Origin of the sequence: Cellulophaga sp. HaHaR_3_176, assembly GCF_019021925.1 — a bacterium.
In the GTDB taxonomy this organism is placed as follows: Bacteria; Bacteroidota; Bacteroidia; order Flavobacteriales; family Flavobacteriaceae; genus Cellulophaga.
Map to the genome: position 1 here is coordinate 2,872,574 of NZ_CP058990.1, position 18,390 is coordinate 2,890,963.

Annotated in this window: 6 protein-coding genes; all 6 read left to right on the forward strand. The window is 34.2% G+C overall.

What is annotated here, in order from left to right; translation table 11 throughout:
- Positions 1-11 precede the first annotated feature (11 nt).
- The 6 genes from H0I23_RS12715 to H0I23_RS12740 all read left to right on the forward strand — a co-directional run bounded on the left by H0I23_RS12715 (position 12) and on the right by H0I23_RS12740 (position 18,350).
- Positions 12-4,919 carry an AHH domain-containing protein gene (locus H0I23_RS12715; RefSeq protein WP_216783671.1) on the forward strand — a complete coding sequence of 1,636 codons (4,908 nt, stop codon included), beginning with the start codon at positions 12-14 and terminating at the stop codon, positions 4,917-4,919.
- 3 nt (positions 4,920-4,922) lie between these two features.
- Positions 4,923-5,594 (forward strand): hypothetical protein, encoded by a 672-nt coding sequence (locus H0I23_RS12720; protein WP_216783672.1) that lies wholly within the window; start codon positions 4,923-4,925, stop codon positions 5,592-5,594.
- Between the two features lie 269 nt (positions 5,595-5,863).
- The gene (locus H0I23_RS12725) at positions 5,864-6,259 is read left to right on the forward strand and encodes an endonuclease domain-containing protein (RefSeq protein ID WP_216783673.1); all 396 of its coding nucleotides are present in this window, start codon (positions 5,864-5,866) and stop codon (positions 6,257-6,259) included.
- A complete protein-coding gene (locus H0I23_RS12730) occupies positions 6,256-11,217 on the forward strand; it encodes a hypothetical protein (protein WP_216783674.1) in 4,962 nt (1,653 codons plus the stop codon). Before H0I23_RS12725 ends, H0I23_RS12730 begins: the two co-directional genes overlap by 4 nt.
- 119 nt (positions 11,218-11,336) lie before the next feature.
- Complete coding sequence (locus H0I23_RS12735) at positions 11,337-13,397, forward strand: fibronectin type III domain-containing protein (protein ID WP_216783675.1); 2,061 nt, start codon at positions 11,337-11,339, stop codon at positions 13,395-13,397.
- Positions 13,398-13,400: 3 nt separating this feature from the next.
- Positions 13,401-18,350, forward strand: a complete 4,950-nt coding sequence (locus tag H0I23_RS12740) for a T9SS type A sorting domain-containing protein (RefSeq protein WP_216783676.1) — start codon at positions 13,401-13,403, stop codon at positions 18,348-18,350.
- Positions 18,351-18,390 lie beyond the last annotated feature (40 nt).

Genomic DNA, 18,390 nt, shown 5'->3' on the forward strand with positions numbered 1-18,390 from the left:
ATAAAAATCCTATGAAAAAAAATAAAACATACACAAACCCAAAAAGCGTATTTGCTACAATTTTCAGATGTAAGCAAGGGCTACTTTTTTCGCTTTTTTACTTTTTTATTACTGGTGTTTTTGCCCAAAATTTTCCAGTTCAGATTATACCACAGGCAACGCCACCACCACCTATTTACCTATCTAATTATGCTGATGCTAGCACTGTAAACAGTCCGTTGCGGGTACAAATAATTTTAAATGATTTAAATATACAAAGTAGAGAAGTACGTTTAAAAGTTTATTTTCAAGGCAGTGGTCTAACCTTTGAAAGCAATGATTTTGTTACAGGTGCCTCTCCTTTATTTCTAGAAGGTGGCTCACCTTTAATTTTAACTAACGTAGAGCTAGCTCCATACTTCAAATTTGAAAATATCACAGGTATTTCTCCAAATGTATATGGCAACTCTATACCCGAAGGAACCTACCAATTTTGCTTTGAGATTTTCGATGTCGCTACAGGTAATCGTCTCTCTCGAAAAAGCTGTGTAACTAGTGTTATTTTTAAAAACGAACCTCCTTTCCTTATATCACCAAGAAATAAAGACAATATAGCAGAAACTAACCCACAAAATATTGTTTTTCAATGGACGCCACGAAGTATTAATGTTACGAATGTGGAATACGAACTTAGTTTGGTTGAAATTTGGGACACGCAAATAGATCCTCAAGCGGCTTTTTTAAGCTCCCCTCCTATTTTTCAAACAACTACAACATCTACAACCTATGTTTTTGGGCCGAGTGATCCATTATTATTATCAGGTAAAAATTATGCTTGGCGTGTACAAGCAAAAGCAAAACAAGGCATTGAAGAAATTGGCCTATTTAAAAACCAAGGGTATAGTGAGATATTCTCTTTTAGCCACGCAAGTGCTTGTGATTTGCCATTAAGTATTAACCATGAGGTTAAAGGGAGTACTATTACCAATATTTTTTGGGATGATTTTTCTAACGAAGTACCAGAATATACTGTTCGCTACCGTAAAAAAGGAAATAACAATGACTGGTTTTATAACAAAACGTCTTCTAACACTACATCGCTTTGGGATTTAAAAGCAGGAACTACATACGAATATCAAATTCGAAAAAAATGTAGTGTTACCGAAAGCGACTGGAGTATTACCAAGCAATTTACCACCCATATCGCCGATAATGAAGAGAGTGTTTACGAATGCGGTATTACACCAAATTTTACACTGAGCAACACAGAACCTTTAGCTACAATTGAAAATGGTGAAAAATTTACTGCTGGCGATTTTCCTATACATGTATTAGAAGTTAGTGGTAGCAACGGCAGGTTTACAGGTAAAGGGTATGTTACTATACCCTATTTAAATAGTATTCGTGTAGGGGTAAAGTTTACTAACATTTTAATTAATACCGATAAGCAAATGGCCGAAGGTACTGTAATTACGATGTATGACCCTTCGCTAAAAAACCTTTTAGACGTTGACGATGCTATAGAAACTGTTAGCAATGCTGCTGAGGCAGTTGGCGAATTATTTGAAGGTGATAATGACCTTGATGAAATTCGTGTAAATTTTGATATACCTAAAGATAAATACACAGATTATATTTCGGTAAAAGATGGTATTGTAACCATAACAAACCCAGCAAACGGTGCTACAGAAACAAGTCCACTTGGTGATGATAAAGTAATTGTAGATAAATCAGGACAAACATACCATATTGATGCTGGTGGAGCAATCACACCTGGTGGACAAATAGATCCAAGCGGCTCTGTTACAACTGGTAATGTTACTGGTGTTTCTAGAAATGGTGATTTAGAATCACTTACTGCACAAGGCATACAAGTAACTTTTGAAAGTACAGGAATATACGGGTACGACCAAATGCCAACGAGCGCTAATGATAAGTTAAAGAAAGAGTACACTACAGTACTTGATGCCTCTGGTAGCGATTATACTTTAGCACATATTGCAGTAGAAAATAAGAAAACAATTACTGTTACTGCAAAAGTAGCCTTCAATTCAAATTCAGATTATACTCTAGCTGACTTAAAATTTAAAACATTAACTGGTGAGCTTATACCAGTTGCAGTTATTAATGAAAGCAACAATACTATTGACCTTAATTTTACTGGCCATTACACCACAGAAAGTGAAACTATTTATGCTGTTGTACCTTCAAAAGAAGATACTACGAAACAATTAACTGCTGGTGCATTTACCCTTTGGCATTTAACCGATAGAGTTATTGATGTTGTTTTAGTTTCTGTAGATAACGCTCCTTTACCTAACACTACCGAAATAGCTAAAATTTTCAAAAAAGGCGTTGCGACTTTTAATTTTGAAACTGAAACAGCCTCATTAAAAGGTTCTGATGCTTTAGGTGCTGACGAAACACTTGCCATTGCAGACAACCCTTGGTTAACAGCGTATAATGACGAACAAAAAGCACTCATTAAACACATAAAAGCTCAGTTTAATTATGATAAAGACAAATACTATGTATTAGTATTTAATGATGATTTTAAAACCACCAAACCGCTAGCTGGTTTTATGCCATTACAACGCCAATTTGGTTTTGTTTTTAATGGTGGTTTAAATAAAGGGGAAGAAGCTAAAGGAGACGTAACTACAGTTACTGCGCACGAACTAGGCCATGGTGTTTTTGCATTACAACACCCATTTACTGAATACGGTACGGTTGAAGGAAGTACCGAGTGGTTAATGGATTACAAAGATGGTGCTACAGGTTTAAACCACATGAACTGGGCACAAATGCATAACCCTGCATTAAAGTTTTATGTGTTTCAAGATGAAGAGGATGGGGAAATAAATATTAATCAAACAGATCCTTTTGCCGATTATATTAAAAGCAAATTAAAAGAACTAGGAAATAATTTCTATGCAATTATTCATTGTGAAACTGGGTGTAATGAAAACAATAATGAAAGTAATTATCAGTATTCAGAAATAATTAAAGCTTCAGAAGAAATAAATTCTATAATTGATGGAAACCAAAATAATTCAACCTTCTTTAAAACCAAAAATATATTTGAGTTTCGACTTCAGTTTGCTGAAAAAGCAAGCCAAAAATGCATGATAATTTATTATCAGGATAATTCAAATAATAATAATAATAATAGTAGTGCAATTTTGGATAATTCTAATTCAGAAACAAATGAGATCTCAAAAAAGCTATTGTATGTTACTAAAGAGGAAACTTTGGATTGTTTCGATTACTTAGCGAATTGGAATTCAGAATTATGTAGCTACAATACACAAAATATTTTTACACTTTCTTCAACACCATATTTTGACACTTTATTTCAAGTAATAATAAACTGTATAAATAAGGATAATAATTCCGAACCAATAGATCTTGTTGCAATAGAAACTATCTTAAAAGATGCTGTTAAAGGTAAGCGAGATAACCAAAGTGTTGAGTACGCAAAAAACGGAAATGTTTACAAGCTAGATAAAAATGGTACAATTGAAAAAATTGATACTCCGCTCACTGATAATGAAATTAATGAAGGTATATGGGAAGATGCATCTGAGGTAAAAATACGCTTGACACATAATAACAGTGGAATTTTACAATACCAAGCGTTAGGTTTAAATAAAAAATTAAATTTTGATATTGCCAAAATAAATAAAACTGCAAATCTCATAGAAATTGCTTCAAAAATTAAAAATAGTGCAAATTTATTTTTTGAAGAAGCCAAAATTAAAACAGTTACTATTACACCTAAGGAGTTAGGTATTTCTTTAAACAATAACACTCAAGTGTTTGCAGATGGAAAAACACTACAAATAGATGAAAATTCCGCAGGATGGAAAATTACAACAGAGGCATTAGGCCTTTTAACAAGTCTTTTAAAAACTGCCGAGATTGAAGAACAAACCTATTTAGAGAGCACAGAAAACACAGCTACTATACATGCTCCTGGTTTAGTTACTGGAGGTGTTGAGGTTGTAGCTCAAAAGGTTACGGACCTTACTAGTTTATGTGTACAAGTAACAGATTTGGCTTTAAATGAAAAAGCTAGAGAGGAAATGTACAACCAATTCTACCAAATTAAAACACAAATAGGTGAAGACCCTTCTACTTTCTTCCCAATTTTGGTAGATGTAACTATCGCCGCAACTACGGGTAATAGTACAGAAGAATGGAAAGAAACTTTAAACAAAGAAACAGATATAGGTAGGCGAAACCATAAAGTAACTTTTGGTACAGGTAATGCAGTTGTAACCGTAATGGCTGGAGCAGCAATTGTAAAAGATCTTCCTGAAATAATTGAGAAACTTGGAGAGAAAATAGATGATATTTTAAAAATTGGAAACAAGGTTTTCAAATCTGCCGATGAATTTGCCGAGGCTATTTATAAAGCTCGAAATACAATTAGAAAAAAAATAATTGACTTATCTGAAACAAAAGATTTAGCAAAAGACTTTTTTGAACACATGAAAAAAACAGATATTTCTTTAAAAGATATGAGTTTTGAAGATTGGTTTAAAGATACCTTCAAAAAGTACGACTTAAAAGGTGAACTTGTAAATTTTGAAGCACATCATGTAATACCTGCTGATGTTTTAAAGAACAACCCAGATCTAAAGGAACTTTTGTTTGAGCTAAGAAAAACTGATCCTGATTTTGACTTCGATTTTAACAGTATAGATAATGGTATAATGATACAAAAGAAAAGTCTAAAATTAGAAAATAATGGACATACAAGTCACAAACAATATAATGACGCTATAAGTGATAAAATTACTGACATTATTAGTAATGCAAATAATCCACAAAGAGCTTTAGATGAAATAAAAGATTTAATAACTTCTACAAAAGAAACACTTAAAAAAGAAGTTTTATTAGGTAATAAAGATGTAAACGATATTATAGATTTTTAAATCATGAAATATTTTAAATTAGAAATGGAAAGAAGATTTCCAGAACAAGATAAGGTCTTAGGTCATGCCAACGGTCAGTATGTCCCTAACGGCAAAATGTATTTTGATAAAATAGGTAAAAGAGAAATACTTTTAAACACTCCAATCTTTGATTATTTTCATTTACAAAGCTATGGGCCTGAAAATGAATGGGAATGGAGACTACAAGATGTGCATGGTGGTATAGGTGTTTATCCAAGGGGCGGTTATTGGTACATTTCTAATGATTTTAAAATATTATTAGAGAATTTTAAAATAGCACCATCTTATCATTTTTATGAAACTAGGCTTTTATATCAAGACAAAAAATTAGTGTATTGGATATTCCAGTTTCCTACTAATCCGTTAGAAAATTATAACTATAAAAAAAGCGAATATTATTTAGACGGTGAAAGAGTAACTGGTTTAAAAAATGCAGATGAATATGATGCATATGATTATGATGTTTGGAAAAAAACAAAGAAAAAAATAGAATGGAAAAAATTAGTATTACAAGATAATTACGATTTTTCTATTGGTATAGATGGCAGTAAAATAGTATCAGAAAATTTAAAAAATGCCATTGAAAAAATGCAACTAAAAGGTTTTATTTTTTCAGAATTAGATTATGAAGTAGTTGTTGAATCATTAATATAAAGTAACCCCGCTAGCGTGAGCGTCACGCTCGTGACAGCAGTAGTAATTTAAGTATAATATGAAAAAAGTAAATAATAACCATGCGTAAAACACCCCTGCCTATCGGCAGTCCCCTCAAGGGGACAATTGTTAACGTATAAGTTCCCCCTTACAAGGGGGTGCCCGCAGGGCGGGGGATGTAAAAAGGTTGAACAATGCTAGTAATTTGAAAAACAGTACAAAAAAATAAACATAACACCCCCATAATCCCCTAAAGGGGATACTAAATTATGAACAAAAAACGCAACAACATAATACCCTATAACCCTAAACTAAAGGAGTATGCTAGGCAGTTGCGTAATAATAGCACCTTGTCGGAGGTTTTACTTTGGCAAAAAATAAAAGGGAAAGCATTGGGCGTTGAATTTCATAGGCAAGTACCCATAAATGAATTTATAGTAGATTTTTATTGCCACGAAATACAATTAGCCATTGAAATAGACGGCAGCAGCCACGATACTAAATATGATTACGATTGCCGCCGTCAAGGCATTTTAGAAACAAAAGGCGTAATCTTTATTCGTTTTGACAATCATACAGTAAAAAAAGAAATGTTCAGTGTTTTACAGGCATTAAAACATAAAGTAGCAGAATTAAAAAACACCAATCATAACCAACAATTATGAATAAAAAATACCTATTACTACTAGTACTAATTTGGAGTTTTGTAGGGAGTGCAAAAACACCTCTACATTCCAGCTATCTCACTTCGGCTACAACAGACCCAGGTGATTCGGTTAAAATTAAAAAAGCAAATGCTAGCCAGTTAAAATACCTGCAGCAATTAAATGCTTTGCGTACTAAAACTGCTCTGCCTATTACATCTACTACATTAAGCACAGATTTAAAGGGGGCTAATGATAACTCTTTAGGAAGTGTAGAAAGCACTAAAACATTCCGTGCTTTCCCTTCTCTAGACCAAAAAATAGTAGAAAACAACAATTTTAATATAAGTGTAGCTAAAAATAGCCCAGAGTTTACACCCGAGTTTATTGCTGCAAATTTTGAGGCCAACCCAAAAGTAGATACCATTGTTGCGCAAGCAAAAAAAGCTTTTGAAGAACTTAAAAAGCTAGGCAATTTTGTTGATATTTTAACCGGTAAAGAGTTGTTAGAGCTCCCAGTTGGTTTACGTAAAAAAGTAGATTCCACCTCAGGTAACTCGGTAGAATTAGCCATTGTTCAAGTCAAATTCACACCACAATATGCCGAATTTAAGGCGTGGGCAAAACTAATATTACCTGAACAAGGTGAAAATGGAGCCGCAGATCGTGAGCTTTACTTTGGTGCTGAAGGTATAAAAATGTCACACGATGGTGCTTTGTTAGGCGATATGAAATTGGTATTATTAGGCAACCAAGCCATACCGATTCAGGGAGATAACTGGCTACTAACCTTAAAAGGCGGTATCGATTTAAAAACAGGTAATTTTACCGATCAATCATATGTTGAGTTTGATTGTGAAGGACTTAAAGGTATTGGGTTAGAAGGAGATTTACGTATTTCTAGAAATGTGCTTTTACCTATTGACGACCAAGGGGAATATACTTGTGGGACTGTTTCAGAAAATCAGTATTTTGAAAATAAAGATGGAGATAAATTAATTGATAATAAGTGCTACGTTGGTGCATCTTTCAGTTTAGCTGCTAATGGATGGAATGATTTATTGATAAAAGATATTACGTTACCTAAATTTGAGGTTGTTGGTCTTAAAGGTTGGGGTTTTCATATAGAAAATGCGACGCTCGATTTGAGTGATTCGCGTTCTTCTGATAGCTTTCAGTTACCAGAAACCTACAACAATTTATACAATTCTAGTAATCAAAAACTGTGGCGTGGCTTCTATGCTAAAGAAATTAGTATTATGCTACCAAAAGGTATCGAAAACACTGCAGAATCAGATGGTCGAGTTAAATTCGGTGCCGAAAATTTAATTATAGATAGCCAAGGAGTTTCTGGTAAATTTTATGGAGAAAACGTTTTAAATATAGGAGAAGGTTCTGCTGGAAAATGGGCGTTTACTGTTGAAGATATAAGTATATCATTAGCAATGAACTCCGTTACAGGAGGCTCAATGGGTGGTGATGTTTCCGTCCCTATTTTAAAGGAACCAATGGAGTATGAAGGGTATATTTCTTCGGCTGGTTGGGGATTAGAGGTTGGTAGAAAAAATGACTACCAAGCGCCTGTATTTATGGGAGAAATTTTACTTGAAAAAAATTCTCGAATCGGAATTGATGTAAAAGAAGGCAATGTTTATCCTTATGCTAACTTAACGGGGCAATTATCTATTGCTGGTAAAATAAACCAAAAAGAAGGTGAAGAGCCGCCAACAAAAGAAGAAATTGCCGCAGACAGTAAAGGGTTTACTTTCCCAGGTATTGAGTTTCAAGAACTAAAATTAGAAACCGAGCCTGGTAAAAAACCAATTAGTGCATCATCATTTGGATTTACTGGAGAAATGCAGCTAATGGGTTTCCCTGCATCTGTTTCTGATCTAAAATTGGTAACTCCTGATCAAGAAATTGGCCTTTCTTTTGACCTAGCGATTAACTTAGATGAAGATGGCTCACATGCTACTACAAGCATGAATATTTTAGGAAAGCTAGAAGATGGCGCTAAAATTCAAGAATGGAAATTTAGCAGAGTAAAGGTTGATGGAATTCAAATAAAATATTCAAAAAGTGGTTTTGCTATCGAAGGTGGTTTAGAAATTATGGAAGATGACCCAACCTATGGTGATGGTTTTTCTGGAAACCTAACGGCCACTTTTGAAGAATTAAAATTTAGTGCTTCAGGTAGAGCCATGTTCGGAAAAACAGATTTCAGATATTGGTTTGTTGACATTTGGACAGAAGAGACTACGGGCACTGGAGATACTAAGTTACCAATACGATCTTTTGTTGGTGGAGTATCTAACAAAATGCGTAAAGCCAGCGGTAATTCATCTGGTTTTGATCCAGGATCAGCAGTTTATGTTCCTGATGTGGATACAGGGCTTGGTGTTCGTGCTGGTATAAAAATTACCACTGAAAATGAAAGTACTTTTGCAGCAAAAGCATACTTAGAAATGGAGTTTAATACTCACGGCGGATTAAACCGAATTGGTTTTATGGGTGAAGGTGCTTTTATGGGTGACGATAAAGGTTTTAAAACCGAAAATGCAAACGCAGAAATCGGTAAAACGTTTACAAAAGTCAACGATTTTATTGAAAAAAATAAAGATAAGGCTAAAGAATATGCTAAGTATGGTAATTTCTTAGGCTTATCACAAGAAGCTATACCTGTACGTGATGTTGCATCAACAGGAGGTATTGGAGTGTATGTTGGTATTGAAAAAGATTTTGTAAATGGCACTTTTGATGGAGAGTTCGAATTATATGTTGATTTAGAAGGTATAAAAGGTGGCGGAACAGATAACCTTGCTGGTTATGCAAAAATACATACAGGTCCGCAAGATTGGTATTTATATTTAGGTACTCCAAAACGTAGAATAGAATTACTTTTTAATGCAGGGGCTCAGGTAAGAGTTGGTGGTTATTTTATGACTGGAACTGTTTTGCCTTCTCCTTCTGAACTTTCACCACACCCTATGGTTACAAAAATATTAGGTGATGATATATTTACTGGAAATAGACAAGAAAATCAATTAGAAGCTGGAAAAGGTTTTGCTTTTGGCCTGAACTTTGGTTACGGATACAATTTTGACTGGAAATTATTCTATGCATTTGTTGAAGTTGGTGCTGGTTTTGATGTTATGCATGCGTACTACCCTAATGCTAAATGTGTTGGAAGACCCGGACCAATTGGTAATGACGGCTGGTATTCTATGGGGCAGGTTTATGCTTATATCTATGGTGAATTTGGCGTTAAAGTTGATTTGTTTTTCATAAAAGGCAAGTTTGTAATTGCTGAAGCTGGTGTAGCAGCATTACTACGAGGTCAATTTCCTAATCCTGTATATATTCAAGGACATGTTGGCATGTATTATAGCATATTAGGTGGCTTAGTAAAAGGTAACATGAGAATGAAAGTTGAAATTGGTGAAGAATGCGTATTAGAAAATATTAATACTGCTGTCGGTGTACCAATGATATCAGATATAACACCTCGTGATGGTGGTAATGACGTTTCTGTTTTTGCAGCTCCACAAGCAATTTTTAATTATGCTGCAGACAAGGATTTTTCAGTAGAATTAGATAGTGGTCGTAAAACTTTTAAACTTAGATTAAAAAATTTAACAGTAACCTCTGAAGGAAAACAATTAGAAGGTGAGTTAGAATGGAATGACACAAATGATGCTGTTACTTTCAAACCTGTTGAAACACTTCCATCAGAAAAAGAAGTAACAGTTGTTGTTGAGGTTAGTTTTGACGAAAAAATTGGAGGCTCATACCAAACTGTAATCCAAAATGGAAAACCAGCTGTAGAAAGGTTAGAATCTACATTTATGACAGATAAAGCACCTGATCATATTCCTTTAGAAAATATTGCATACATGTATCCTGTATTAGATCAAGAAAGTTTTTATCCTGAAGAATACAATAAAGGGTATGTTAAGATGATAACTGCGCAAAATTATCTTTTTGATAGTGGTTATGAAATGCGAGCTGAGTTTGTTGCTAAAAATACGGGACAAGGTATACGTACCGACTTAAATTATGATCGTGGGAAAGCAACTGTTTTTTATGACATACCAGATATGAATTTGAATAATCCGTACGCTCTTAATTTAATCGCTTTTCCTCCAGGAGCAGATATTCAAACGGAAATAATAATTGTAGAAACAGATGCTTTTAGTGATAATGAAGATGCTGGAGAAACAAATTGGTATGATGTTACCAGCAATAGTCAAGGTAAAGAAACCATAAACACATCTAGTAGTGCGGTAATTTCAAGTAAAAAAGCAGCAAATGTTACCATTTCAAATGGGTCACCAAAATCGATACTTGATTACAGCTTTAAAACAAGTACTCATGCCTCTTTTAAAGATAAAGTGAACGATTTAAATGTAGTTGATAATCTTACAAATTTTATTTACGCAGATGTACATTCACTATCTATTAAGGTTGCCGATTATGAGTATTTAAGTAAAATGGAAATATTAGGCAATAATTATACAGGTGGAGAACCTTTAATTTACGCTCAAGCTATTTTAGATGACCAGTATTATAAACAGCAAATTTATGGTTTGCTTTATGAAGATTATCCTTTAGATAATAGTATAAGGGTAGATAGAGACGAAGATATTTTAGGTATACCACCTATTCGATCATTTTATATTGGTGATGAGTATTTAGCAAATATTGATCAAAATTCTAGTTCTGCTTGGGTAAAAAACAGAATTCCATTTATATATAATTTGCCGTATCAATATAAATTAGATATGGTTTATTTAAGAAATAAAATTGCTAATAAATATACTATTAACGGAGGTAACCAAAGTATGTATGATACATACAAATACCTAATTAATAGTTCATTTCCACCTTTACCTTTGGGTACTTTTAAAGCTCAATTGATATATAGAACACCAGGTAATATGTATCAAAAAGGGTATCAAATAAAATATAAAAATGATTAACACTCTTTTGATTACTAAATCTGTGCTTTAATTTTTAATGAAATAAACACAGAGTTTTAACCGTAACTAATTGAATTGTTGACTAAAGTTTTTGAAGTCAAAAAATAAAAATAAAAAAAGTGAAGCATCTTTTAATCATATTCGTATTATTAACCTCTTTTGTTAAAGCACAAGACACCCCTAGTGTTCAAGTAATATCTCGAACATTACAAAATAAAGTTTTATTGCGATGGGCTGTTGACGAACCATCTGCCTGGAAAAAAGCAAATGAGTACGGTTTTTTAATCGAAAGAAGTACGATCTCTAGAAATGGAGAAGCAGTACTTCCTATTGAGAAAAAACAATTACTTTCTACTCCTTTAAAGCCAAAGCCGCTAGCTGAATGGGAAGCTATAGCTACTAACGACCAAAATGCTGCAGTAATTGCTCAAGCATTATATGGCGATAGTTTTACAACCACTACTCCTGACAATGATTTAGGTGCTATTTATGCTGTTAGTGATGAGTTGGATCAACGCTTTACTTTTTCTTTGTTAGCTGCAGAACAAAATTATGAAGCTGCAAAACTAGCTGGTTGGGCTTTTGAAGATACTTCTGCCGTTTTAGGTGAAAATTATTTGTATACTATTAGTGTTGCTGTGCCATTAGAAGATACTATTAAAATTAATAACGGATCAATATATACAAGCCTTGATAGTTTTGAAGAGCTACCAAAACCTATCGGATTTATTGGAACTTATGAAGACAGGCGTGTTATTCTACGTTGGAATTTTCATTTACTACAGCAATTATACACCAGCTACAGCATAGAACGTTCTGAAAACAATGAGATTTTTGAAGTATTGAATGGTGCTCCCATTTTTAATACACAAGAAGCTAAAGATGGAAACAGCAGTTCACTTTCTTATACTGATTCCATACCTAACAATACTACTTTTTATTACCGAATTAAAGGTAAGACTGCCTTTGGAGAAACTGGGCCTGTTTCAGAAACTGTTTCAGGAAAAGGAATGGAAAGTTTAGGTTTTTATCCGCGTATTTCAAGAAAAGAAATTCCAACCGATAGCACTGCTATTTTGTATTGGGAGTTTGATGAAAAAGGAAATGATTTAATAACAGGTTTTGAGGTAAGGAGATCTAATAGCGATAAAGGTGTCTTTGAAACTGTAAAAAACAATTTAACACCTACAGACCGTAAAACAACAATTAATGGTCTAAAAAGGATAAATTATTTTACCGTAGTAGCCCTTGGTAAAAATGGTGTAGAAAGTGAATCTTATACTGCTATGGTTCAGCCTGTAGATTCTATACCACCAACACCTCCTACAGGTATAACCGCTGTAATGGATACTACTGGTATTATTAAATTAAACTGGAATAAAAACTCAGAAGAAGATTTAAAAGGCTATCGAATATTTAAGTCTAATAATCCTGATGTCGAATTTACTGAAATAACAGAAACTACCCATATAGGAGAGCTATTTACAGATACTATTCCTATTAAAAATTTGAACAAAAAATTGTATTTTAAACTAAAAGCTGAAGATTACCGTTATAATCGTTCTAGTTTTTCTGAAATACTAGTAGTAGATAAACCAGATATAACCCCTCCTTCTGCACCTGTACTTACAAAGTATATTGTAACTAATGAAGGAGTTGAACTTAATTGGATTCCTAGTAGTAGTTCTGACATAGCATCACATGTAATTTTTAGAAAAGATAATTCGAACCCAGCAAATTTATGGGAGCAAATAGCTGAGAATACTAATATTACAGATAGTATTTATAATGATGCTTCAATACCGTCTGCTGGCTCATATTCTTACACAATGATTGCTAAAGATAAGGTTGGTCTAGAAAGCGAACCTACAGCTGTTTTACCAATTGTTTGGAATGGAAAAGAAATTACCGAAGATGCCATAAAATTTTCTGGAATTGTAGACAGAGAATTGCGCTTCATAAATCTTTCTTGGAAAATAAAATCTTCGGATGTCGTAGAGTATAGATTATACCGTGGTATTAAAGAAAATGATTTGAAGTTATATAAAACGGTTAATGGTGATGCTAAAGGTTATAATGATGTGGCTTTAGAAATTAATACCACATATTGGTATGGTTTACAACCCATACTAGCTGGTGGAAAAACTACTTTAATTAAAGTGATCAATTTAAAGTATTAAGGTATGAGAAAAGGCATATATTTATTTTTAATAATGATTTTCTTCGGCAACAATTTAATTGGTCAAGTTGAAGAGTACGGTCTTTTTGTTGAAACCTCTATATACTACAGTGGCAATAATTCAGTTACCGAAATTAATTTATATACTGATAATAATTTTTCAAAGACTGTAAACGATTATTCTACAAATGATCGTGGTTTATCATTTTATGACTTTGTTAAAATTCCAAATGGATTTACTCAAACCAGTTTACTTTTCAATAGTTATGACGTAAATACTTTTAATTGTGAAAAATACGACTTTGTTAATTTTCCTTTAGAAAATTTCAAATATGCTTCTCCGATACCTTACAATGGTTGCTCCTCTACGTCCGTTATTTATACTTTACACCTACCTACGCCAAGTATCGAAGACTCATATATATGTGAAACGGATAACATCTATCTATCTATGGGCTGGAATTGGCAATATCAATTAGTAAAAACAACAGGCGTCGGGCCTTGGATTGACTTACCACAATCTTATCAAAATAGAAGAATTATTAGTAGTTTAACTTTAGAAGATTTCATAACCAATCAAAATGATTATAACAATCTAAATCGTGTACAATTCAGGACCGGGTTCAATAAAGATTTTAATCCCAGTTCAGAGAATGGTCAGAGTAGAGGGTCTGGATGGCTAAAACCTATTTCATATACATTTAAGCCTTGCTCCCCTACATTAACGAACACTACAAAAAGTGATGAAACCTGTTCTGATTCTAACGATGGTAGTGCTACATTAACTTTTGATGGTAATGTGGATACTAATAACGGTTATGAAATGCGATACTTTCTTTATGAAGGTACACCTCCTCAAAACCCAAGTGACCCTACTTTGAATGACACAAACTTACAAAGTGAAAACCCAACATTCCCTGGACAAACAAAGCAAACCGTAGCAGATCCTTTTATCGTTTTAAATAACTCTTTTCAAGGAACTATAAATAACCTTGATGGGGGTACTTATTTTATCGTATATCAAGAAGTAAAATATAACAATGTAACAGCTACAGTAAAAAGTGGAGAAATTTCATCTGAATTTACGATAGGGAGTCCAACTCAAGTGGTTACTTCTGGTACTCTTACCCCTTCTAGTTGTGGTAATGATGCTAGTATATCGCTTTCTGCTTCTGGTGGCAACTCAAGTAATGGCTACACCTACCAATATAGTATTAACAATAATACCGATTGGCAACCAGCATCTAACCCTTTATTGATACCTCCAACTACCACACAACAAACAGTATACACTAGAGCTACTTCAGTTGTAGGCAGTTGTAAAGGCACCGAGGTACAATACACCATTGCCGCAAGCACACCGCAATTATCAATCGTAGGCACTCCTACTTTTGTTCCTCCAACAACAGACAGTAATACTGATGGTTCTATTCGTATTGAAATACAGAATGGTTCTCCTAATTACATTTATGAACTAAATAGATTAAACACCAATACTAATAGCTTTGAAAATATTGAAACCGTTACTAGCTCTTTAAAGTTAATCGACTTTTCTAATATTACTATTGGAACTTACAACATTGTCGTAACTGATGATTTAGGGTGTATAAAAACATCGAATACTATTATAGTTACTAAAGAACCTATACCTAATATAGTTGGTGATACTCCACAGCAAATCACTTGTTTTAATAGTGCTAATGGTCAAGTAAGTGCTACTGTTTCTGATTTTGGAACAAACTATAAGTATCAGTGGTTTTTGGACACTACTGCTCTTGATGCTCCACAAAATTCATCCTCTAACACACAATCTTTATCGAACTTAAATGTGGGGGGAACCTATGTATTGAGAGTTGGGTCTAGCAGACTTTCAGATGCTGATTTTGGAATAGCAGAAAATTATAATGAAGTTACATTTTCTCTTGATAACCCTACGCAAGTAGCCATCAATACGACACCAACCCCTACAAACGCTAGCTGTAATAGTGGCGCTGATGGTAGTATAGCTCTTGACCTTTCTGGAGGAACGAGCTATCAATACTCTTTTAATGCAACAGATTGGACAGACTTTAACGGAACTAACATTACAGGTTTATCCTTTGGGTCTTACAGCCTAACCATCAGAAATCAAAACGGATGTGAATCACAAACTGTTACGGTTCTAATTGATCAACCTGATGCTTTAATCGTTACTGAAGACGCTTCATTAAGACAAGATGTTACTGCGAATGCCGGCAGTAATGGTGCTATTTTTATCAACGAGCCTATCGGAGGGACCGCTCCATATGAGTATACTTGGTCGGGTACCCTAATTAGTGATGGTTCTTCTTATTCTAATACTACTAAAAATATTGAAAATCTTTTTGCAGGTACTTATACGCTTACCGTTACCGATGATCAAGGTTGTTCTATAACACTACCTAGTATCGAAATTACAGAACCAGGACCTTTAGCGGTTGACAATCCTCCTGCTATAGTAACTCCTATCTTATGTTTTGGAGAAACTACAGGTAGAATTGATGCGCAATATGAAGGTACTCCTGAATTTACATTTGTTTGGTACAATCAAAACGGTGATGCTCTTAAAACTGGTACTGATGATTTTATTGATAATCTATCTGCGGGTGACTATTACTATACCATCGATGATGCTACAGATGCAGCTATGCTAACAAGTGCTATCATTACTATTGACCCTGCTCCAGAGGTTATAAATGCAACTATTACTGCCAATGGAACTTGTCTTGGTTTTCAAACGGGTGCTATTACTTTCTCTAATGTTACTGGCGGTACGCTTATAACAGGAGAAAATTACACCTATACCATCACCAATAACGACACCGGAGATGCTTTTACCAACACTGCTCCTGCTCCTTTTACTTTTGACACCTTACAAGCAGCTACATACACTGCAGTTGTAGAAGATAGTAATAATTGTCAGCTTATAAACAATAGTGTATCTGTGGTTACTTTCCCTGTAATAACCTGGGATGAACCAAATACTATTACATTTAATATAAGTGAAAGTGGAAAAACCGATGGCGTAATATCTCCTGTCTTTACTGGCGGAGCTCCTCCATTTTCATATTCTTGGTCTGGACCTAATGGGTTTACAGAAACTACAAAAGACATTACTAATTTAGAAGAAGGTATATATACGGTAACTGTTACCGATACTAATTTCTGTACCACTTCACAATCTTTTAATATTACAGAACCTGGAGAGTTAGTTGTAACAATAGAACAAGTCGGTGCTTCTGCCTGTAATGGCGATAATTCTGGGGCTTTAGAAGCAAAAGCCGAAGGTGGTATACTTAACTACACTTATCAGTGGTTTCAATCTGTTAATGGAAACGATATTGTTTTAGATAATGAAGATTCTTTTCTAATTACGGATCTACAACCTGGCGCCTATTTTGCACGTGTTACTGATACTAATGGCATAGTTAAAAACTCTAACACCATTCAAATTATTGAACCAGATATTTTAGAGGCTACCTTAGTTACTAAAACAGATGTGCTTTGTAATGGTGAACAAACTGGCGCTATTGAAATTACTGTTGCCGGCGGCACTGAGCCTTACGAACTATACTGGAATCAAGAACTTAGCACACAAAACTTAAATAACTTGCCTGCTGGGCAGTATTCATTTTTAGTTGTAGATGCTAATGATTGTTCTGATACATTGGAAGTAACTATTCAAGGACCTGCAAATCCTTTAGCTATTGAAAACCTTATTGTTACTAATGCTTCAGAGTATCAAGCTACCGATGGAAATATTTCTTTAGAAATTATAGGCGGTGCGCCTGACTATACCATTACATGGACTAGGTTGTCTGATAATACGGTTATTAGTGACCAAACTACGATTACCAACTTAACCGCTGATGAATATCAAATTAACATCACAGATACTAATGGATGTTCTCTAACGGAGGTTTATACCATTACTCAACCTGATATTGTAGAAGAAACTATAATTGCGCCTTCTTGTACTGGAGGTGATGATGGTAGTATTAGCCTTCTTGTAAATAAAGGAAATGGGAACTTTACCTATTCTTGGAGTACTGGAAGTACTTCTAATAGTATTACCAATCTTACAGCGGGAGAATATACCGTTACAATAACTGGTTTTGATACGCCTTTAACTAGAACCTATATAATAGAAGACCCATTACCAATAAATATTGATTTAGGAGGAGATAGGGTGCTTTGTAAAGAGCAAAGCCTAGAACTTGATGCTACCGTAGAAAATCCGAATGCTTCTTACGCTTGGACTTCTGACAATGGATTTACAAGTACTACCCCTAATGTGGTTTTGTTCGAAAAAGGAAATTATACGCTTACCATCCAAAATGAAAATGGATGTATCACCACAGCTGCTATTTTTGTAGATGTAACTAGCGAAGAAATTAGTGCAGAATTTGCAGCTTCTTCTCAGGTGTATGTGAATGAAAATTTGATTCTAGTAGATATTAGCTACCCATTACCGGATAGTATGGAATGGATTATTCCTGAAAATGCAACAGTAATTAACAGTTCTACCGATGAGGCTGAAATACGTTTTGATACCCCTGGAGAATATGAAGTAGGTATCATTACACAAAGGGGACCTTGTACCGATATACAAACTAAAAAAGTAATCGTAGTCGCTAACGACCCTACAGTTACTCAACAAGATACCGAAAATGGAAAAAAACTAGTAGAAGACTTTTTAATTTACCCGAACCCAACAACAGGAAAGTTTAATGCAAAAGTTACCCTAACTGAAAAAGGGAATATCAGTATTAAAATATTTAGCCTTAACAACAACTCCCTTATTGCAAGTGAAAACCAAAGAGGAGAAGCGCTATATGATATCCCTTTTGATATTAGTAATATGCCTGCTGGAGTTTATGCAGTGCTACTAGAAACTCCTTACGGAAATACACTGAGAAAAGTAATTGTGAAATGATAATTGAGAAATTAGAAAAACTATAGGTTTCAATTCGTAT